Raw genomic sequence first — 19,465 nt, forward strand, 5'->3', positions numbered from 1 at the left:
CCATGGTACCGGGAAGCAGACAGAGCGGCGAGACACGCAACGATGCGTTACCTGCAGTGGAGCAAATGTCATGAGCAGGCAGGCAAGCGGCAATGAGCGCGTCCCGATGGCTGCGCTGTTACTGATGGGGCTGATGCTGCTCTGCGGCGTGTTTCTGCCTGCTGCGCAGGTACATGCCGAAGATGGCTACGAGCTGTGGTTGCGCTACCAGCCGGTGGACAAGGCCACTGCATTGCGCGAACACACCCAGGCACTGGTGGTCGTTGGCGATTCGCCCACCCTGCAGGCCGCGCGCCAGGAGCTGGAACGTGGCCTGCAGGGCCTGCTGGGCGCCGCGCCGCCACCCACTGATGCGGTCACGCGCGACGGTACGCTGCTGCTGGGTCCGGCCAATGCGCCGCAGGTAGCAGCCCTGAAGCTGTCTACCGCCGATCTTGGCCGCGAGGGCTACCTGATCCAGTCCGTTACCGTGGACGATCACCGCAGCATCGCGATCGTGGGCGGCAGTGATATCGGTGCGCTTTATGGCGCATTTCATTTCCTGCGTCTGCTGCAGACTGGCCAGGCGCTGACCGCACTGAACGTGCGTGAGTCGCCGCGGCTGCAGCTGCGCATGCTCAATCACTGGGACAATCTCGATGGCGTGGTGGAGCGCGGCTATGCCGGCGCCTCGCTGTGGAACTGGCAGACCTTGCCGGGCTATCTGGATCCGCGCTACACCGACTACGCACGCGCCAATGCCTCGCTGGGCATCAATGGCACCGTGCTCAACAATGTCAACGCCAAGGCCTGGAGCCTGACGCCGCAGTACCTGGACAAGGCCGCCGCGCTGGCCAAGGTCTTTCGGCCGTATGGCATCCGCGTGTTTCTCAGCGCCCGCTTCAGTGCGCCGATCGAGATCGGCGGGCTGCCCACCGCCGACCCACTGGACCCGCAGGTGCAGCGCTGGTGGCGTGAGACCGCCGATGCGATCTATGCGCGCATTCCGGATTTCGGCGGGTTTCTGGTCAAGGCCAATTCCGAAGGACAGCCCGGCCCGCAGGATTACGGGCGCACGCATGCCGATGGCGCGAACCTGCTGGCCGCTGCGCTGGCGCCGCATGGTGGCGTGGTGATGTGGCGTGCGTTCGTGTATTCGCACGAGCAGCCCGACGACCGCGCCAAGCAGGCGTACAGCGAATTCATGCCGCTCGATGGCGCGTTTGCCGACAACGTGATCGTGCAGGTGAAGAACGGCGCCATCGATTTCCAGCCACGCGAGCCCTTCCATCCGCTGTTCGGCGCGATGCGCAAGACGCCGCTGATGCCGGAGTTCCAGATCACCAAGGAATACCTTGGCTTTTCCACGCACCTGGCATATCTGGGCAGCTTGTTCGCCGAGACCTTGCAGGCCGATACCTATGCGCGCGGCAAGGGCTCGACCGTCGCGAAGACGGTGGATGGCAGCGTGTTCAACGATGCCAAACGCCCTCGGCTGACCGGCATGGCCGGCGTTGCCAACATCGGGTCGGACCGCAACTGGAGCGGCTCGATCTTCGATCAGGCCAACTGGTATGCCTATGGACGGCTGGCCTGGAATCCGTCGTTGTCGCCGGAGGCGATGGCGCAGGACTGGGTGCGCATGACGTTGTCCAACGATCCGGCCGTGGTCACGCCGGTGGTGGGCATGCTGCTGCGCTCGCGCGAGGCCGTGGTGGACTACATGACGCCGCTGGGCCTGCACCACCTGATGGGGCGCGGCCATCATTACGGCCCGGCGCCCTGGGATGCCGGCAGCGAGCGCCCGGATTGGGACCCGGTGTATTACCACCGCGCCGACCGCAACGGCATTGGCTTTGACCGCAGCGCCAGCGGCAGCAATGCAGTGGCGCAGTACGCCGCACCGGTGGCGCGGGTGTTCGGCGATGTGCGGAAGGTGCCCGAGCAGTCTCTGCTGTGGTTCCATCATGTCTCCTGGGACCGGCGCATGGCCTCCGGGCGGACGCTGTGGGACGAGTTGGTGTGGCATTACGACCATGGCGTGGACGAGGTGCGGGCGATGCGTGCGACCTGGCAAGGCCTGGCCGGCCGCATCGATGCGCCGCGCTATCGGCAGGTAGCCGGGTTTCTGGCAATCCAGCAGGACGAAGCGCAGTGGTGGCGCGATGCCAGCATCGCCTATTTCCAGAGCGTGTCCGGGCGTGCCTTGCCACCGGGCGTGGCCGCGCCGGCGCATCCGCTGGCGTACTACCAGGGCCTGAAATTTCCCTATGCACCGGGGAATCCGAAATGAGCCTGCGTGGTTTGCCCCTGCTGCTTGCCACGCTTGCAATCGATGTGGCCTGCGCCGCCGATGCGCCGCTGTTGCATCCGCTGTTCCAGGACCATGTGGTGCTGCAACGCGATGCGCCGATTCGGGTATGGGGCGATGCGGCGCCCGGCGCGCGCGTGCGGGTGCAATTGGAGACCCAGCAGCAACAGGTGCGCGCAGACCGCCAAGGCCACTGGCAGGCGCAGCTGCCCGCCCATGCAGCCGGCGGACCGTACACGCTGACCGCCAGCAGCGCCGACGGTGCGACACAGCAGGTGGCCGATGTGATGATCGGCGATGTGTGGCTGTGTTCGGGTCAATCCAACATGGAATTGCAGGTGCATCGCACGCTGGATGCGCGCAGCGAGATCGCCGATGCCGATCAACCGGCCATCCGCATGTTCAAGGTGCCGGCGCAATCCAGCCCCACGCCACAGCGTGGCTTTGGCGGCGCGGCGCAATGGCAGCCGACCACGCCGGACACGGTGAAGGACTTTTCGGCGGCGTGCTACTACTTCGCGCGCGAACTACGCAAGACCGTCTCCGTGCCGATGGGGTTGATCAACGCCTCGTGGGGCGGCTCGCAGCTGCAGGCCTGGATCGGCGAGGCGGCACTGCGCGCGGCCGGCGACGATGGCCCGGCACTGGATGTGCTGGCACGCTATGCCGACAGCCCGACGGACGCGGCGCCGCGCTGGGCACGGCTGTGGGAAGCATGGTGGCATGCGCATGGCGAAGGCGAGCCGTGGCAACCGGATGCGCCGGGCGCGTGGCAACCCGCACCTGCCGCGCTGGGCGCATGGGACGACTGGGGCGTGCCGCAGCTGGTGGGCTTCAACGGCATGGTCTGGTATCGCACCAGCGTGGAGCTGACGCCCGCGCAGGCAGCGCAGGAAGCCACCCTGGTGCTGGGGCCGGTGGACGAGCTAGACCAGACCTGGGTCAACGGTGTTGGCGTCGGCAGCAGCTACGGGGCCGATCAACCGCGCCGCTATGCGCTGCCGCGCGGCCACCTGCATGCCGGGCGCAACAGCATCGTGCTCAACGTCCTCAACACGTATCGCCGTGGTGGATTGCTGGGCGATGCGTCCTCGCGTGCGCTGCAGTTTGCCGATGGCAGCACGCTGCCGCTGGCCGCGCCGTGGCACTACCGCATCGTGCCGCCGCAGCTGGGCTCGCCCCCGCGGGCGCCGTGGTCCTCGGCCGCAGGGCTGACCACCTTGTACAACGGCATGATCGCCCCGCTCGGCCTTCTCGGCCTGCGCGGAGTGCTGTGGTACCAGGGCGAATCCAATGCCGGCGATGCCGTGCATTACCCGGCCTTGCTCGACGCCTGGCGGCGCGACTGGCGTGCACGCTTCGGTGCAACGCTGCCGCTGCTGATGGTGCAGCTGGCCAACTACGGCGCGCCGCCCACGCAACCGGTGGAAAGCGGTTGGGCGCAGCTGCGCGAGGCGCAGCGCCGCTTCGTGGCCGAAGACGCGCACGCGGGCCTGGCCGTGGCCATCGACATCGGCGACCGCTACGACATCCATCCGGCTAACAAGCAGGAACTGGGCCGGCGGCTGGCACGCGCGGCGCGGCACGTGGTGTATGGCGAAGCGGTGGCGCCCTCGGGCCCGGTACCACGGTCCGTGCAGCGCGATGGCCACAGCGTGCGCATCGCCTTCGACGATGTGGACACCACGCTGCTGAGTTACGGCAACGATGCGCCGATCGGCTTCGAAATCTGCGGCGCGGCGGCTGGCAGCTGCCGCTACGCCAGCGCCAGCGTGCAGCAGCGCCTCGTCCACCTGCGCATTCCTTCCGGCATGGATGCGGTGCGGGTGCGCTACTGCTGGGCCGACAGCCCGGTGTGCACGCTGTACGACCGCAGCGGCCTGCCGGCCGGTCCTTTCGAACTCCCCGTCACCGCCCCCCTTTCCCCATGAGGCAGATCCCGATGTCACAGACCCCCGACTCCCCCGCTCCGCTGCAAGGTTCGGCCCGCGATCGCGAGATCGTCGAGGCGCGCGTCATCGTCACCTGCCCGGGGCGCAACTTCGTCACCCTGAAGATCCGCACCCGTTCGGGCATCACCGGGCTGGGCGATGCCACGCTCAACGGCCGCGAACTGGCGGTGGCGGCCTACCTGCAGGAACATCTGGTGCCGAACCTGATCGGTCGCGACGCCGGGCGCATCGAGGACATCTGGCAGTTCTTCTACCGCGGTGCGTACTGGCGGCGTGGCCCGGTGACGATGAGCGCGATTGCCGCGGTGGACGTGGCGCTGTGGGACATCCTGGGCAAGATGGCCGGCATGCCGTTGTATCAGTTGCTGGGCGGGCGCTCGCGCGAAGGTGCGCTGGTCTATGGCCATGCCAACGGCCGCGATATCGCCGAAACCAGTGACGAAGTGGCCCGTTTTCGCGAGATGGGCTTTATCGCCATCCGCGCGCAATGCGGCGTGCCCGGCATCAAGAAGACCTATGGCATTTCCAGCGGCGGCAAGCCGTACGAGCCGGCCGAAAGCGAACTGCCCACCGAAACCGTGTGGTCCACGCCGCGCTATCTGGGTGTGGTGCCGAAGTTGTTCGAGCAACTGCGCAACGACCACGGCGATGAGATCGAGCTGCTGCACGATGCGCATCACCGGCTCACCCCGATCGAAGCCGCGCGCCTGGGCCGCAATCTGGAGCCCTACCGGCTGTTCTGGCTGGAAGACGCCACGCCTGCGGAAAACCAGCGTGCGTTCGAACTCATTCGCCAGCACACGGTCACGCCATTGGCAGTGGGCGAAGTGTTCAATTCGATTTGGGACTGCAAGCACCTGATCGAACAGCAGCTGATCGACTACATCCGCACCACGATTGTCCATGCCGGCGGCATCACCCACGTGCGCAGGCTGGCCGACTTCGCGGCCTTGCATCAGGTGCGCACCGGCTTCCACGGCGCCACCGATCTGTCGCCGGTGTGCATGGGCGCGGCCTTGCACTTCGATACCTGGGTGCCCAACTTCGGCATCCAGGAATACATGTTCCATTCCGACGAGGCCAATGCGGTGTTCCCGCACGACTACGTGTTCCGCGACGGGCGCCTGCACTGCGGCGAAACCCCCGGGCATGGCGTGGACATCGACGAGGCGCTGGCCGCCAGGTATCCCTATGTGCCTAAACAGCTGCCCATCGCGCGCCTGGAAGACGGCGCGATGTGGGATTGGTGATGCGGCTGTTGCCGGCCGCGCTGAGCGTGGTGATGGCCGCGCTTGTGCCTGTCGTGGCGCAGGCGCAGGCCGACGCCGAGGCCAATGTCGCCTTCGATTGGTTCGACTATCGCGGCGATGATGCGGTATTCGCCACGCCGTTGGCGGCCGGTCAATATCGCAACCCGATCCTGGCCGGCTTCTATCCGGACCCCAGCATCACCCGCGTGGGCGAGCGCTACTACCTGGTCAATTCCACCTTTGCGTATTTCCCGGCGATTCCGATATTCGAGAGCGGCGATCTGGTGCACTGGACGCAGATCGGCAACGTGGTCGAGCGCACCGACCAGCTCGACTACGACGGCCTGGACGTGTCGCGCGGCATGTTTGCTGCCAGTATTGGCCACCATGACGGACGCTTTTATGTGGTAGGGACTGCGGTCGACCGCGGTGGCAACTTTATCGCCAGCGCCAGCAACGCTGCTGGCCCCTGGTCGCAACTGACCTGGCTGCCGAGCATCGACGGCATCGACCCGTCGCTGTTCTTCGACACCGACGGCAGCGCGTATCTGCTCAACAACGGCCCACCGGAAGGCACGCCGTTATACGAGGGGCATCGCGCGATCTGGATGCAGCGCTTCAACATCGCCACCAACCAACCGACCGGCCCGCGCAAGGTGCTGCTCAACGGCGGCGTGGACCTGGCCAGCAAGCCGATCTGGATCGAGGGTCCGCACCTGTATCAGCGCGACGGCTGGTACTACCTGTCGTGCGCCGAAGGCGGCACCGGGCCGCAACATTCGCAGGTGGTGTTGCGCAGCCGCAACGTGTGGGGGCCATATGCGCCCTCGCCGCACACCCCCATCCTGACCCAGCGCGATCTGCCTGCCGACCGTGCGCACCCGGTCAGCAACGCCGGCCACGCGGATCTTGTCGAAGCACCAGATGGGCAATGGTGGGCGGTGTTCCTGGCCAGCCGGCCGTATTCCGGCGATCGCTACAACACCGGGCGCGAGACCTTTTTGCTGCCGGTGCAGTGGCGCGATGGCTGGCCAGCGATCCTGCCGGCAGGCGCACCGATTCCCTACATCGCAAACGCGCCTGCGGGGGCAAAAGCGACTGCCGATCAGGCACCGCTGTCTGGCAACTTCACCTGGCACGACGACTTCACCGCCGCTACCTTGCAGCGCGAATGGCTCACCCTGCGCGTGCCCAAGCGCACGGTGGGCGATACGCAGGCGCGCGCGGGCTGGTTGACCCTGCACGCGACCGCGCAGGGGCTGGAGGGCAGCGGCACGCCCGCGTTCCTTGCCCGTCGCCAGCAGCACACGCGTTTTTACGCCAGCACTGCGCTGGCCGTGCCCACCCAAGCAGGCGTGCAGGCCGGGTTGGCTGCGTTCCAGAACGCCAACGCGTGGTATGCGCTGGGCGTGCGGCGCGACGGCGCTGCACTGGAGGGCGCTGTACTGGAGGTATTTGTCGACAAGCGCGACGGCGGCACCACCACCACGCTGGCGCGCACCCGCATCCCGGCCACGACAACCCAGTTGCGCCTGCAGATCAGCGGCGATGGTGGCGCCTACAGCTTCGACTACGACGCCACCGGTGCCGGCTGGCAATCGCTACACCGCAACGACGATGCCGGCTTCCTCAGCACCGCACAGGCCGGCGGCTTCGTCGGCAGCATGATCGGGCCCTTCGCCCGGTTGCAATCAGACCGCACCAAGGAGGACTGACCATGCAGTCGCACCCTGCCCGTCTCACCGCCGCCCCGCGCCGCGCCCTGGCCGCCGGCCTGCTGCTGGCGATTGCCCTGGCCGCCGGCAACACGCAGGCGGTTGCACCGCCGCCGCCGCCGTATCTCGACACCCAACTGCCGTTCGAGACACGCGCCGCCGATCTGGTGTCGCGCATGACGCTGGAGGAAAAAGCCGCGCAGATGCAGAACGCCGCACCGGCGATCCCGCGCTTGCGGGTGCCCGCCTACGACTGGTGGAACGAGGCGCTGCACGGCGTGGCGCGCGCCGGTGGTGCCACGGTGTTTCCACAGGCGATCGGGCTGGCAGCCACCTTCGACACCCCGCTGATGGCCGAAGTGGCCACCGCCATCAGCGACGAAGCGCGTGCCAAGCACCACGCGTTCCTGGCACGCGGCGAACACAAACGCTATCAGGGCCTCACGTTCTGGTCGCCCAACATCAATATCTTCCGCGACCCGCGCTGGGGCCGTGGGCAGGAAACCTATGGCGAAGATCCGTTCCTGACCGCACGCATGGGCGTGACCTTCGTCCAGGGCCTGCAGACGCAGCAGGGCCCGTATCGCAAGCTCGATGCCACCGCCAAACACTTCGCCGTCCATAGCGGCCCGGAAGCGGACCGCCACCACTTCGACGTGCATCCCAGCGAGCGCGATCTGCATGAGACGTATCTGCCGGCGTTCCAGGCCTTGGTGCAGGAAGGCCATGTGGCCGCAGTGATGGGCGCCTACAACCGCGTCAACGGCGAGTCTGCCTCGGCCAGCACGCGGCTGGAAGGCATCCTGCGCCGCGACTGGGGCTTTGATGGCTATATCGTCAGCGACTGCGCGGCGATCCGCGATATCTGGCAGAACCACAAGATCGTGCCCACGCCCGAAGCCGCCGCCGCGCTGGGCGTCAAGCACGGCACCGACCTGGATTGCGGCGACACCTATGCAGCATTGCCCAAGGCGGTGCGCGCCGGCTTGATCGACGAAGCCACCCTCGATACCTCGCTCAAGCGGCTGATGACCACGCGCATGCGCTTAGGCATGTTCGACCCGCCGGCCAAGGTGCCGTGGGCGCAGATTCCCGCTTCGGTGAATCAATCGCCGCAGCACGATGCACTGGCCCGGCGCACCGCACGCGAATCGCTGGTGTTGCTGAAGAACGACGGCCTGCTGCCGCTCAAACCCACGCTCAAACGCATCGCCGTGGTCGGCCCCACCGCCGACGATCCGATGTCGTTGCTGGGCAACTATTACGGCACGCCCGCCGCGCCGGTCACCATCCTGCAAGGCATCCGCGATGCGGCGCCACAGGCGGAAGTGGTGTACGCACGCGGCAGCGATCTGATGGAAGGACGCGAAGACCCCAACGCCGCCGCACCGATCGATGCGCGCTACCTGCGCCCGGCCGCCGATGCGAAACAGAACGGATTGACCGGTGAGTACTTCAAGGGACGCAGGCTGGCCGGGCAACCGGTGCTGACCCGTATCGACCCGCGCATCGCCTTCCGCTGGGACCGCAATGCGCCGACCGACGATGCGCTGGGCCGTGGCGAGCTGCAGCCAGGGCAGGCGTTGGATCAGGACGATTTCAGCGTGCGTTGGCATGGCCAGTTGTTGCCGCCGGTCAGCGGCGATTACGACCTGCAGATCGCTGCCGATGACGGCGTGCGTCTGTTTCTGGACGGCAAGTTGCTGATCGACCAGTGGAGCGATGCGCCGCGCATGCGTGGCGGCAATGCCAGCGTGCGCCTGGAAGCCGGCAAGGCCTACGACCTGCGCGTGGAGTACTACGAAGCCACCCGCGATGCCGGTGTGCGCCTGGCCTGGCGCATGCCTGGCGCCAAGCCACCGCTGCAGGAAGCGGTGGATGCCGCACGCAATGCGGAGGTGGTGGTGTTCGTCGGCGGCCTCACCGGCGATGTCGAAGGCGAAGAGATGGACGTCAACTATCCCGGCTTTGCCGGCGGCGACCGCACCGACACCCGCTTGCCCAAACCGCAGCGCGAGCTGCTGCAGGCGCTGCAGGCCACTGGCACGCCGGTGGTGGCGGTGTTGACCAGCGGCTCTGCACTGGCGGTGGATTGGGCGCAGCAGCATGTGCCGGCGATCTTGCTGGCGTGGTATCCCGGCCAGCGCGGCGGCAGCGCGGTGGGTGATGTGCTGTTCGGCCAGGCCAGCCCGGGTGGTCGCCTGCCGATCACCTTCTACAAAGAAGCCGAGCGCCTGCCCGCCTTCGATGACTACGCCATGCGCGGGCGCACCTATCGCTACTTCACCGGCACCGCGCTGTACCCGTTCGGCCACGGATTGTCGTACACGCAATTCGCCTACTCGGACCTGCGCCTGGACCGCACCACCCTCAGCGCCGATGGCACCTTGCGCGCGACGCTGAAGGTGCGCAACACCGGCAAGCGCGCCGGCGACGAAGTGGTGCAGCTGTACCTGCATCCGCTCGACCCCAAGCGCGAACGGGCCGGCAAGGAGCTGCGTGGGTTTCAACGCATGACCCTGCAACCGGGCGAACAGCGCGAGGTCGCCTTCACGCTGAAGGCCGCCGATGCGCTGCGTATCTACGACGAGCAGCGCAAGACCTACGCCGTGGACCCGGGCGCCTATGAAGTGCAGATCGGCGCGTCCAGCAGCGACATCCGCAGCAAGCAACGCTTTACCGTCACCCACAAGTAATCGCGCCCTCAGAAGCCGCCGTGAAAAGCCCCTCTCCCGTCGGGGCGAGAAGGCACGGCTTACGCGCCATGGCGCGTGTGCCTTGGAGCGCCCGCGCCGCAAGCGCGGGCCGGGGCGCGGAGCGGGGGTTGGGGTGAGGGTACGGCCACCAAGCGAACGTGCAGCACCCCCTATTCAAAACAAGACCATGCCAATCCCACAACTCTCGCTAGCCACCCTTCCCCACCTACCTAAAACAATCCTAAAACCCAACTACGACCCAGCAACCACCACCATCGGCATCGTCCATCTGGGCGCAGGCGCCTTCCACCGCGCACACCAGGCCGTCTACATCGATGACCTGCTCGCAGACGATCCCGGCTGGGCCATCTGCACCGTTTCCCTGCACAGCCGACAGGTGCGCGACGCGTTGCGCCCGCAAGATGGCCTCTACACCCTCGCCCTGCTCGACGAGCACCCGCAACTGCGCATCATCGGTGCCATCCGCCAAGTGTTGTGCGCCGACGACGAACAAGCCGCAGTCCTCGCGCGCCTGGCCGATCCCGGCGTGCGGCTAGTCACCCTCACCGTCACCGAAAAAGGCTATTGCCTGGCCGGCGATACACTCGATCTGCATCACCCCGACATCGTGCACGACATCGCCAGCCCCGCCGCGCCACGCAGTGCCATCGGCTATCTGGTCGCCGGTCTTTACAAGCGCATGCAGGCCGGCCTTGCACCGTTCACCGTGCTCAGTTGCGACAACCTCAGCGATAACGGCCACCTGCTGCGCCGCGCGGTGCTGTTGCTGGCGCGCCAGCACGATGCCGCGCTGGCGGCCTGGATCGAGCAGCATGTGAGCTTTCCGCGCTCGATGGTCGACAGCATCACCCCGGCCACCGACGAGGCACTGCGTCCCCAGGTACAGGCGCAGACCGGCCTGTACGACGCCTGGCCGATCCAGCGCGAGCGCTATAGCCAGTGGGTGATCGAAGACGATTTCTGCAACGGCCGCCCCGACCTGACGCGCGTCGGCGTGGTGCTCAGCGACAACATCGCCGGCTACGCGCGCGCCAAGCTGCGCCTGCTCAATGCCCCGCATTCCACGCTGGCGTATCTGGGCAGCTTGCTGCAGCTGGAGAGCGTTGCCGATGCCATGGCGCACCCGCCGCTGGCGGCGTTCGTCGAAACGCTGATGCGTGAAGACATCGCACCCACGCTGCAGCCGGTGAACGACTTCGATGCGCAGCGCTACAGCGACGCGATTCTTGCGCGCTTCCGCAATCCCGCCATCCGCCATCTGCTTGCGCAGATCGCCTGGGACGGCTCGCAGAAGATTCCGGTGCGCCTGCTCGCCACCATCGACGACGCGCTTGCCGCAGGACGGCCCATCGACCGCCTCTGTTTGCCGGTTGCCGCGTGGCTGCAGTTCGTGCGCCGGCAGGCACGCAACGGCGTGGCCCTGGTCGACCCCTTGAACGATGCCCTGAGCGCGCTGGGACGTGCAGCCACCGGCGATGCAGCCGGTGATATCGCCCGCTTTGTCACGGTGGATGGCGTGTTCGGCGCGCTGGCTGCGGACCCGCGCTTCATCGATGCGCTGACCGAGGCCTATGCCGCGTTAGGCGATGCCACGCCAGGCCAGGTGGACGATGTGCTTGCTGCGCTGGCGGCTACCTGAGCCAGGCAACAACGCGGCGGTGGCGGTCTACGGCGGTTTCTGGACACACGAAGCAGCTCAGCTGCGCGCGCAACCGACAATGGCAGCCACCCCCAGCTGCCGGGTGTACCAGCTCACCTGCCGCAAGTAACCACCGATGCAGCCGTTGATTACATACCCCGATGGCCGCATCAGCTTGTGGCTCCATCGCACGTAGGCGTCTCGAAATGCCGGTGCCAGGCCCTGCAGCAGCAATGCGCCCAGCTGGCTCACCAGCAGGTAGGCGAACACTTCGATGCCCACCATATCCAGCAATGGCACAGCTGCTGCAAGTTCCGGGTTCGATGCGATGCAGGCAATCACCAACGCGGTGATTGCAACGGCTGCCCTGCGATTCAACCTGATTGTCCACATGTAGATGGACCTGTCTCTTGTCTAGCGATGAGGCCAGTGCAAGCTTGCACTTGGAAAATTTTGGTTCGTATCCGCTCGCCTTTGGGCTGTATCTGCCTGAAGCCTGGGCGGCCGATGCGGCGCAGCGGGAGAAGGCGGGTGTTCCGGAAGAGATCGAGTTCCCCAACAAGCCGGAGATAGCGCTGGCGCAGATGCAGGCAGCGCGTGCTGCAGGTGTTGTCCGCGGCACCGTGTTGGCCGATGCAGCCTATGGGCTTGGCGTGATGCGCTGACTGCCCGCCCGCGCCATGGAAGGGAAAGGGCCGTCCTGCGATTCGCCATCGCCGCACGGCGGATCGCCAGCCACAGTCGGTGGAGGCACTGGCGCAGTCCCTGCCTCGGCGTGCCTTCCGGACGGTGTCATGGCGGGAAGGCAGCAACGCACCGTTGTCCGGACGCTTTGCGGCCCTGCGCGTGCGTGCCGCGCAGGGAGATCGTTTGCGTCAGGAGGAGTGGTTGTTGATCGAATGGCCCAAAAACGAAGACAAGCCAACGCGCTACTTCCTCTCCAACTTGCCGGCAAGCACGCTCCGCAAGGATCTGGTGAATACAGTCAAGGCGCGCTGGCGGGTTGAACGCGATTATCAGGACCTGAAGCAGGAGTTTGGCCTGGATCACTACGAAGGGCGCGGTTGGCGGGGGTTTCATCATCACGCCACGCTATGCATTGCTGCTTACGGGTTTCTGGTTGCTGAGCGCTTGCGTGGAGCGCATCAAAAAAAACCGTCACAACGCCCGCAACCTGCCCTACCCGAAGATTACCGCCCGCGCGGGGCGACCGATGCGGGCTCAGCGCCATGTAGTGGACTCGATCGCGACGCTGCGCTGGACAATCGCCGTAGAAATTGCAGTGACACTACTTGGAAAGATACCTATACACCTTCGAATTTAGTGACAAAGTAGGATTAGGCAAGCTTTATCGGCGAGCGCTATCAGGGACCGTCCATAGCCATCCGCGGCCCTGACCCCGCTACTGGGTTTGCCCCTGGTCTTGCTTGATGGCTTTCGCCTGCATCAAGCTCTGCTCGACTGGCTGCTGGCCCACCTTCCCGTCTCCCCGCGCATGCATGAACGGCGCCTTGTCGCCAAATGGCACGTGGACCGCCCGCACGTTCTCGGCTCCGTCCTTGCCCAGTGCGTCGTTCACCCGGTCTATCGTCGGCCTACGGCCGCTGTCGTGTCGGGTGATTGGATGGGGCATCCACCAGGATGTATTCGCTGCCTTGGCTTTTCCAGGTCGGCGTGCGTTTGTCCAGCTTGATGCACGGCCGGCCGCCGCAGGAGGTGATCTCGACATGCCTGGCCGCTTCCTGCACGTCCGCTCGCACGTCCGCCGCCGCCGCGCGGGCCCGTGCGGCGTGCAGCTGGTCGTTGGCCTGATTCAGCAGCAAGAAAAACCCCATCAACAGCAGAACGAAACACATCGCCAGCGTCGCGATGATCTTCCAGGCCCAAGCAATCCTGGGCAGCAAGGCGCTTTCCATCCGCTGCTGCTGCGCCTGGAACAAGGCCACCATCGCCTGCTTGAACTTGGCCTCCTCCTGCTCCCTGGTGGCCTGCATCTGCGCCTGCGCGTCTTGCGTCTGTTGCTGCAAGCTGACGATCACCGTTTCCAAGCGGCCTGCGGCCACCGCTATTTGTCCAAGCGCGTCTTGCGCTTCGTCGTTCATGTCAATGCCCCAAGCGATGGCATCAGCGTGAGAACCCTGGTTGCTGCGTCGCCACCTGCCGCTGCTGGTCCTGGACCAGCGCCTGATCCTGCTGCCGCTGCGTTTCCGCCGTCAGCTGCTGCAGGCTTTGCTCCAGGGGTTGCGTGGCGGCCTGCAGCTTGTCGATCAGCACGCGGTCGATCAACCAGGGATTCTGGTCGGTCGAGGTAGCCAGCAATGCCCGACCGTCCTGGACTGGCGTAGTGCATCAATGCGCGGCAGCTGGTGCAGCTTGGCCTGACAAGCAACGGCACCAGCGACCTGTTCCATCTGCACGCGATCCAGATACCCGCCCGCCTGCGGCCCGAGCTGTTCCAAATGCGTCATCGCCTGCGCGAAGAGCGGGTTGTGCCGGCCAGGCAATTGCTGCTGCTTGGCCAACATCCGCTCCTGCGCCGACGCCAGTGTCTGCTGCCAGCGCTCGGGCGTCGCATACGCCATCGACGCTGCCCGTGCACCCTGGTCGTCGCCGGCTTCCAAGGCAGCATAGAACTGCTCGACCAAGGGGTCCATGCGGCGCGGTGCCGTCTGTTCCGATAGCGGCGTGTCGGTGAGGCTGCCAGGATGCGCGGACGTGTCGGCCACCGGGTCCGGCGCCACCTTCTCCTGCGCCGGTTCGGCTTCCTGCTCCTTCCTGTGGCCTGACGCTGACACGGAGACTGCGCCCAGCGTCGGCGCGTGCGCCATTGCGGGCTGGTCCAGCTCGGCCTTGGCATGGCGTAGCTCTTCGGAAGTGGTCACCGCGACCTGGTGGGCTACGCCATCGGGTCCGGTCTGGTAGTGGGCAATGGGACTGTCGTAGCCGTATTGCCCCTGCTCGCTCGGCTTCAGCTGCTGCATCGTCGGGCCAGTGAGGCCTTCGGCCTGCTTGGTCCGCTGGGTGGCCAGTTCCACCGCCTGAAGGTTGTTCTCCTGGGCGTTGAGGTCGACGCCCGCGGCCCGGTAGCGATGCAGGAGCTCGTTGTGCTCCATTTGCGCGGGCGTGGGCGCTGGCCGCGATTGGATGGCCGCCAAGTTCTCCTGGGCGCGCTCCAGGGACGGCTGGCGGATCTGGTTGGTGAGCTCCAGTTCCACGGCCAGGTTGCCGGTGGCCACCCCGTCCTTGCCGGCCCATTGCCCAGCCTCATTGCGCTGGTAGGTCTGACCATCGTGGCCTTGCACCCGGTCCTGCTGTGCACGAGCACTTTCGACGGCGGCAGGAGTGCCCACACCGTAGTCCTGCCCGCGCTGGGCGGCATGGTTCTCTAGATAGGACTGTGCAATGGCCTCGCCGCCAGTGGCAATGTTGTTCTCGATCCGAGCCAGGGATTCCTGGTTTAGGCGCTGCGCCTGCGCAGGGGTAGCGGCCTGAGGCTCGTAAACACCCTGGTCGTTGCCCCCCGCCACGCCCGTCTTGACCTGGCGTTCCCAGGACTCGGTAGTCGGATTGCGCTGCCAGTTTGGGTTATCCAGTCCCGTCTGATCGCTAGGCTTGGCCGGGAGATTGAACGGATCCTGTGGCGGTGGTGCTTTGCCCAGCGCGAACTCAGCGGCCTTGGCGTTCGCCATGGCGCCCAACTCTTGGGACTTGGCGTAGCTGGCTCCCACCGGAGCCTGACTGGGAGTGTCTCGCCCATCGGCCCCGCGCTCGAAAGCGCCCTGGCGCTGCCAATCTCGTCCGTTGAACTGCCACTCCACCCCAGTCTTGTCGGTCTGGTTGTAAATGGCGCGGTTGTCCAACAAGTCAGCGCCTTTGTCGAAGGCCTTGCTCATCAGGACGGCGTCGCCGACCACCAAGGCAGCGGGCACAAAGCCTCCGCTGCTACTGAGTGCTGCGGCTGTGGACGCACCACCCGCCCAGCCGCCCGCGTTGCGTGCAATGGCGTGCTGAACCTCCGACTGCGCAGCCGTGGTGTTGCCCTGTTCCATCAACGCCGAGGCAGTGCGCGCGGTCATGACGGCATCCGCGCCGGTGGTCAAAAGTCCGCCCGCACGCGTCAGTCCCCGCGCTGAAGCCTCGCCCATCAATAGCTGCATGGCCACATCACCGCGCTGCCCGAGCGGCACACGGAGGTTTTGTGCGGCTTCCTCTCCCAGGGTTTGCTCAACCTTGAGGATGCCCTGCTCTGACAGCACCACGCGCCCGTCGTGATGGGCATTGGCAATAGCGAGCGATAGTCCACTTCGTTGCAACGTTGGATTCCCGCCGCGCGCAATAGCCGTATTGCTGACCTGGATCTGATCAAGCGCGGTGACAATGCGGGACTCGGAGTTCGCCACACCTCCCCAGCCGTGATCCACTCCCGTGAAACTTTTCAGGGCGTCGATTTGCTGAGCGTGGGTTTGGTGGTAGCCCGGGGTGTCACGGAAAAAGTTCTGAACTTTCACGCCCGCCTGCGAAGGCGTAAGGCCCACGGGCGTATTGGTGTTCAAGTCGCCATTGATCAAGCCGACCTTGATAGTGTCGCGCAATTGCTCCACACGCTGCGCGACGCGGTCCAATGCTTCGGGGTCGCCACGCAAGGCGGCGCGACCATCCCGGGTCGCCTGTAGGTCGTCCAAGCGCTCAATCACACCGTCCTGATAAGCCCCAAGAGGTCCGCCGCTGTGAGGCGTAATGTCTAACGCCTCCGCGAACTGCGGATCGGACGGCAGGAACAGGCGATTCTCCGGGGCATGGATGTTGAACCGGCCCGTTTCTTGAAGCTTCGCAAGCAACTCGCTGTTCTTGAGCGTCTGCTGTTCGATGTTGTGGTGATCTTGAAAAAGCGTCCGATAGTTCGGCATGACTCAGGCTCCTTCCTGTTTGCTTGCGGCTCGCGTCAACGGTTCACTACGTCGTAGAACCAGAGGCCGTCCGACTGGCCTTCAGCACCAATCCCCGCTGCCTCAACAGCGTCCTTGAACACTCGATCGCAAAAAACCCCTCCATGGAAGGGAAGCCTGAAAACGTGGGCCTCTCCAAGCACGTCACGTTTGAAAGCCAAACGACTCCCGCCGGCCAAGCTGTAATACTTTCCGTCCTCATAGTCATCGCTGATCTTGATGTCGAGTTCGGACGCGTCCTCGTCCAAGGCATCCAACGTGCGAACGACATCGCAGAGGAAGACCATCGGCCCCTTGGAGCCATCGGCCAAGCGATAGTCGGCGTCAGCGAAAACGAAGGCATCCGAGTCCACGGACTCGATCACTTGGCGGAGCCGTTGGGAGACCAACCAGTAGCCACTGAAACCGCCCTCCAGGTCCTGCGGAAGCTCCCCTTCGCTGGGGATGTAGACCAAGCGCGGAGTCTCGCGCAACGGAGGAAACCCACCCTCGTCTGGCTTCAAGATGAGCCGCGGAGGCGACAGCAATGCCTTCTCGTTCTCAAAGACCACGCCATGGCCTTTTCCGCCTCGGCGGGCATCGGGACGCAACTGGAAGAACTCACCGACCTTAGGTTCGTTGATCGTCTTCGTTTCCATGTATCCGGTCTCCTCCATGCGGGTGTCAACTCATTGCTCTGCCCATGAGTCTACCGCCCTACCCTTCGCCATGGACAGCTGAGCGCGGCCGTTTCCAGCTGTATGGATAGCGATACAATGCAGCAACCTCAGACAAGGATAGGACGCATGCGGAAATACGAACTTGTATCGCAGGAAGACGAATGGGGCTGTGCAGCTGCCTGCGTGGCATCGATCCTGGACATCCCATATCAGCGGGCAAAGCGTCTACTGGAAAAGGAAAAGTCAGGCGAAATAGATGACCACCCTGAAGGCTTTGAGATTGACGAGATCGCCAATGCTCTCTACAAGAAAAATGTGAAGGTTGTTGCGGATTGGAACCCTCCAGCGAAGCTGCCCAGCGGCACCCTCGTGTGCATCCACAGCCGGGTCAGATATAAGAGCTATCACTACCTGCTCAAAGTTCCAGGCGGCTACATGGACCCTTGGTTCGACTTGAAAGATGGAGTCATGGAAGCGCAACTGCGCGCGGAACTACCCAAGGGGACCAAGCTTGTTGTGGCCCTTATTCCGAGTAAGAAATAAGGCTCTTACTCATAAGTCAGTAAATTAGGCTCATCGCGGATTCGTGTGGGTGCCTTGAGGCCCCTGAATCTGCGTTGAGCCTTGGAAACAGGCCCTTTCCACCGTCCCAGAAGGTGGTACATCCTGTGCTGACTTCTTGACGCGGTGTTCTGCATGAAAACGGGCCGTCGGCTGAGTGAGTTGTTTTCCTTCCCTGGCTTCGCGGCGGAGTCCACGCTCAAGGGCGTGTTCGGCGCCCCGAAGGCGCGGATCGTGACCTTGCGGCGCCGAAAAAAACGGCCGTGTGTTCCAACTGTGGCCATCGGTGTCGCAGCCGCTACGACAAGCGCCTGTGCCGCGCCCGCGACTTGCGGGCGGCCGGCTGGATGCTGTTCGTGGAGTTCGAGCGCTGGCGGGTCGATTGCCCGGGGTGCGGCGGCGTGCACGTAGAGCGGCTGGACTGGCTGGCCAAGAATCCGCGCTACACCGAGCGATTCGCCCTACATGTGGGCAATCTGTGCCGAAGCATGACGCACAAGGCCGTGGCTGAGCTGGAGCGCCTGCACGACAGCACGGTCAAGGAGCTGTCCAAGCTGTACATGGCCGAGCAGGTGCGCCGGGCGGGGACGCCGGCGCCGCGCGCCATCGGCATCGACGAGATCGCGATCCACAAGGGCCATGACTACCGCGTTGTGGTCAGCGATCTGGAGCGCGGCCGACCGATCTGGTTCGGCGGCAGTGGGCGCACCGAGGCGGACATCGACCAGTTCTTCGCCGAATTGGGCCCAAAACGCAGTGCTGGCATCGACGTGGCGGTGATGGACATGTGGCGGCCGTTTCGCAACTCGGTGGGCAAGAACGCGCCCAACGCCAGCATCGTGTTCGACAAATTCCACATCATGCGCCACCTGTCCGACGCGCTCGATCAGGTGCGGCGCGACGAGTACAAGCGCCTTCAAGGCCAGGATCGCAGTTACATCAAGGGCCAGCGTTACACCCTGCTGAGCAATCGCGAAAACCTTACCCTGGACGGTCGGAAGGCGCTCGCCAAGTTGCTGGCGGCCAACAAACGTCTGAACACGGCGTACCTGCTGAAAGAGTCCTTCGGGCAGCTGTGGAGCTACCGCACCGAGCGAGGTGCACGGGAGTTCTTCGAGCGCTGGAAGCAGAGTCTGCGCTGGCAGCGGCTTGCGCCCTACCAGACGTTCGTGGGGATGATCGAGCGGCACTGGGACGGCATCGCGGCGTACTGCAGGCCGGAGAACAAGGTCAGCCTCGGCCTGGTGGAAGGGCTCAACAACAAGATCCGGGTCATCCAGCGCAGCGCCTACGGCTATCGCGACGAGGAGTTCCTGAGGCTCAAGATCATCGCCAGCTTCCTGCCCGCGCTACCCGAAAATGCTCGATTGCACCCACAGTGATCCGCGAAGACCCGTAAATTAAGGAACAAATGTCAGCGCCTGCTATCCAAGCATCCATGATGAAGAGAGACGGACGCTTGGTATCGCGGGCGGCGCTGGAAGAAATGCGTCTGATGCGGCGGCGGGCCGTCTGCCTGTTACCTCGCTATGACATGCTGGCACTACACCGCACAGTTCCGGAACCCTTCTGCCATGGCAACCCACAAGAAGCAGCACCTGCCAGAGAAGGTCTGCGTTCACTGCGGGCGGCCATTTTGCTGGCGCAAGAAGTGGGAAAAGGTGTGGGACGAGGTGAAGTACTGTTCGGATCGATGTCGCGGTGACAGCAAGCGGCAGCGTGCGGCACGCTGATCG

Annotated in this window: 15 protein-coding genes and 1 pseudogene; 10 read left to right on the plus strand and 6 right to left on the minus strand. The window is 65.1% G+C overall.

Features of this window, described 5'->3' with window-relative positions:
* Nucleotides 1-106: 106 nt before the first annotated feature.
* The 6 genes from ACCQ13_RS20010 to ACCQ13_RS20035 all read left to right on the plus strand — a co-directional run bounded on the left by ACCQ13_RS20010 (nt 107) and on the right by ACCQ13_RS20035 (nt 11,563).
* Entirely contained in the window at nt 107-2,272 is a 2,166-nt protein-coding gene (locus ACCQ13_RS20010; RefSeq protein ID WP_372372436.1) for an alpha-glucuronidase family glycosyl hydrolase, read from the plus strand.
* The gene (locus tag ACCQ13_RS20015; RefSeq protein WP_104605397.1) at nt 2,269-4,221 is read left to right on the plus strand and encodes a sialate O-acetylesterase; all 1,953 of its coding nucleotides are present in this window, start codon (nt 2,269-2,271) and stop codon (nt 4,219-4,221) included. Before ACCQ13_RS20010 ends, ACCQ13_RS20015 begins: the two co-directional genes overlap by 4 nt.
* 11 nt (nt 4,222-4,232) lie before the next feature.
* Complete coding sequence (gene manD / locus ACCQ13_RS20020) at nt 4,233-5,492, plus strand: D-mannonate dehydratase ManD (RefSeq protein ID WP_104605409.1); 1,260 nt, start codon at nt 4,233-4,235, stop codon at nt 5,490-5,492.
* A gap of 32 nt (nt 5,493-5,524) precedes the next feature.
* Nucleotides 5,525-7,207, plus strand: coding sequence for a glycoside hydrolase family 43 protein (locus tag ACCQ13_RS20025; protein WP_372372437.1), 1,683 nt, complete (start codon nt 5,525-5,527; stop codon nt 7,205-7,207).
* 2 nt (nt 7,208-7,209) lie between these two features.
* Entirely contained in the window at nt 7,210-9,903 is a 2,694-nt protein-coding gene (locus ACCQ13_RS20030; RefSeq protein ID WP_274392022.1) for a glycoside hydrolase family 3 protein, read from the plus strand.
* A gap of 187 nt (nt 9,904-10,090) precedes the next feature.
* Nucleotides 10,091-11,563 carry a mannitol dehydrogenase family protein gene (locus ACCQ13_RS20035; protein WP_159407862.1) on the plus strand — a complete coding sequence of 491 codons (1,473 nt, stop codon included), beginning with the start codon at nt 10,091-10,093 and terminating at the stop codon, nt 11,561-11,563.
* Nucleotides 11,564-11,620: 57 nt separating this feature from the next.
* On the opposite strand, the gene ACCQ13_RS20040 is transcribed toward ACCQ13_RS20035, so the two are convergent.
* Nucleotides 11,621-11,941: a hypothetical protein gene (locus tag ACCQ13_RS20040; protein WP_223214373.1), complete on the minus strand. Its 321-nt coding sequence runs from the start codon at nt 11,939-11,941 to the stop codon at nt 11,621-11,623.
* 50 nt (nt 11,942-11,991) lie between these two features.
* On the opposite strand from ACCQ13_RS20040, the pseudogene ACCQ13_RS20045 reads away from it, so the two are divergent.
* Nucleotides 11,992-12,772, plus strand: a pseudogene (locus ACCQ13_RS20045) (IS701 family transposase); the annotation flags it as partial.
* 193 nt (nt 12,773-12,965) lie between these two features.
* Here the strand turns inward: ACCQ13_RS20045 and ACCQ13_RS20050 are convergent.
* From ACCQ13_RS20050 to ACCQ13_RS20070, 5 genes are read right to left on the minus strand one after another with little or no spacing between them, the layout of a single operon-like run.
* The gene (locus ACCQ13_RS20050) at nt 12,966-13,142 is read right to left on the minus strand and encodes a hypothetical protein (RefSeq protein WP_158251464.1); all 177 of its coding nucleotides are present in this window, start codon (nt 13,140-13,142) and stop codon (nt 12,966-12,968) included.
* A gap of 16 nt (nt 13,143-13,158) precedes the next feature.
* Nucleotides 13,159-13,665: a hypothetical protein gene (locus tag ACCQ13_RS20055; RefSeq protein WP_159407864.1), complete on the minus strand. Its 507-nt coding sequence runs from the start codon at nt 13,663-13,665 to the stop codon at nt 13,159-13,161.
* Nucleotides 13,666-13,687: 22 nt separating this feature from the next.
* The gene (locus ACCQ13_RS20060; protein WP_159407865.1) at nt 13,688-13,849 is read right to left on the minus strand and encodes a hypothetical protein; all 162 of its coding nucleotides are present in this window, start codon (nt 13,847-13,849) and stop codon (nt 13,688-13,690) included.
* Nucleotides 13,846-16,470, minus strand: a complete 2,625-nt coding sequence (locus tag ACCQ13_RS20065) for an XVIPCD domain-containing protein (protein ID WP_223214374.1) — start codon at nt 16,468-16,470, stop codon at nt 13,846-13,848. Before ACCQ13_RS20065 ends, ACCQ13_RS20060 begins: the two co-directional genes overlap by 4 nt.
* A gap of 35 nt (nt 16,471-16,505) precedes the next feature.
* Nucleotides 16,506-17,147 carry a DUF1629 domain-containing protein gene (locus ACCQ13_RS20070; protein WP_104605693.1) on the minus strand — a complete coding sequence of 214 codons (642 nt, stop codon included), beginning with the start codon at nt 17,145-17,147 and terminating at the stop codon, nt 16,506-16,508.
* Nucleotides 17,148-17,294: 147 nt separating this feature from the next.
* Here ACCQ13_RS20070 and ACCQ13_RS20075 point away from each other — a divergent pair, with 147 nt between their 5' ends.
* The 3 genes from ACCQ13_RS20075 (at nt 17,295) to ACCQ13_RS20085 (ending at nt 19,462) form a co-directional block, all read left to right on the plus strand.
* Nucleotides 17,295-17,711 (plus strand): hypothetical protein, encoded by a 417-nt coding sequence (locus ACCQ13_RS20075; RefSeq protein WP_223214375.1) that lies wholly within the window; start codon nt 17,295-17,297, stop codon nt 17,709-17,711.
* Nucleotides 17,712-17,992: 281 nt separating this feature from the next.
* The gene (locus ACCQ13_RS20080; protein WP_159406429.1) at nt 17,993-19,111 is read left to right on the plus strand and encodes an ISL3 family transposase; all 1,119 of its coding nucleotides are present in this window, start codon (nt 17,993-17,995) and stop codon (nt 19,109-19,111) included.
* Nucleotides 19,112-19,303: 192 nt separating this feature from the next.
* Complete coding sequence (locus ACCQ13_RS20085; RefSeq protein ID WP_159407866.1) at nt 19,304-19,462, plus strand: DUF2256 domain-containing protein; 159 nt, start codon at nt 19,304-19,306, stop codon at nt 19,460-19,462.
* Nucleotides 19,463-19,465: the final 3 nt, after the last annotated feature.

It is taken from the genome of Xanthomonas sp. NCPPB 1638 (assembly GCF_041475635.2).
GTDB lineage: Bacteria > Pseudomonadota > Gammaproteobacteria > Xanthomonadales > Xanthomonadaceae > Xanthomonas > Xanthomonas cucurbitae.

Coding starts and splice junctions, on each gene's coding strand:
- ACCQ13_RS20010 (WP_372372436.1), top strand. CDS start 107: ATGGCTGCGCTGTTACTGATGGGGCTGATGCTGCTCTGCGGCGTGTTT.
- ACCQ13_RS20015 (WP_104605397.1), top strand. CDS start 2,269: ATGAGCCTGCGTGGTTTGCCCCTGCTGCTTGCCACGCTTGCAATCGAT.
- manD (WP_104605409.1), top strand. CDS start 4,233: ATGTCACAGACCCCCGACTCCCCCGCTCCGCTGCAAGGTTCGGCCCGC.
- ACCQ13_RS20025 (WP_372372437.1), top strand. CDS start 5,525: ATGGCCGCGCTTGTGCCTGTCGTGGCGCAGGCGCAGGCCGACGCCGAG.
- ACCQ13_RS20030 (WP_274392022.1), top strand. CDS start 7,210: ATGCAGTCGCACCCTGCCCGTCTCACCGCCGCCCCGCGCCGCGCCCTG.
- ACCQ13_RS20035 (WP_159407862.1), top strand. CDS start 10,091: ATGCCAATCCCACAACTCTCGCTAGCCACCCTTCCCCACCTACCTAAA.
- ACCQ13_RS20055 (WP_159407864.1), bottom strand. CDS start 13,665: ATGAACGACGAAGCGCAAGACGCGCTTGGACAAATAGCGGTGGCCGCA.
- ACCQ13_RS20065 (WP_223214374.1), bottom strand. CDS start 16,470: ATGCCGAACTATCGGACGCTTTTTCAAGATCACCACAACATCGAACAG.
- ACCQ13_RS20070 (WP_104605693.1), bottom strand. CDS start 17,147: ATGGAAACGAAGACGATCAACGAACCTAAGGTCGGTGAGTTCTTCCAG.
- ACCQ13_RS20075 (WP_223214375.1), top strand. CDS start 17,295: ATGCGGAAATACGAACTTGTATCGCAGGAAGACGAATGGGGCTGTGCA.
- ACCQ13_RS20085 (WP_159407866.1), top strand. CDS start 19,304: ATGGCAACCCACAAGAAGCAGCACCTGCCAGAGAAGGTCTGCGTTCAC.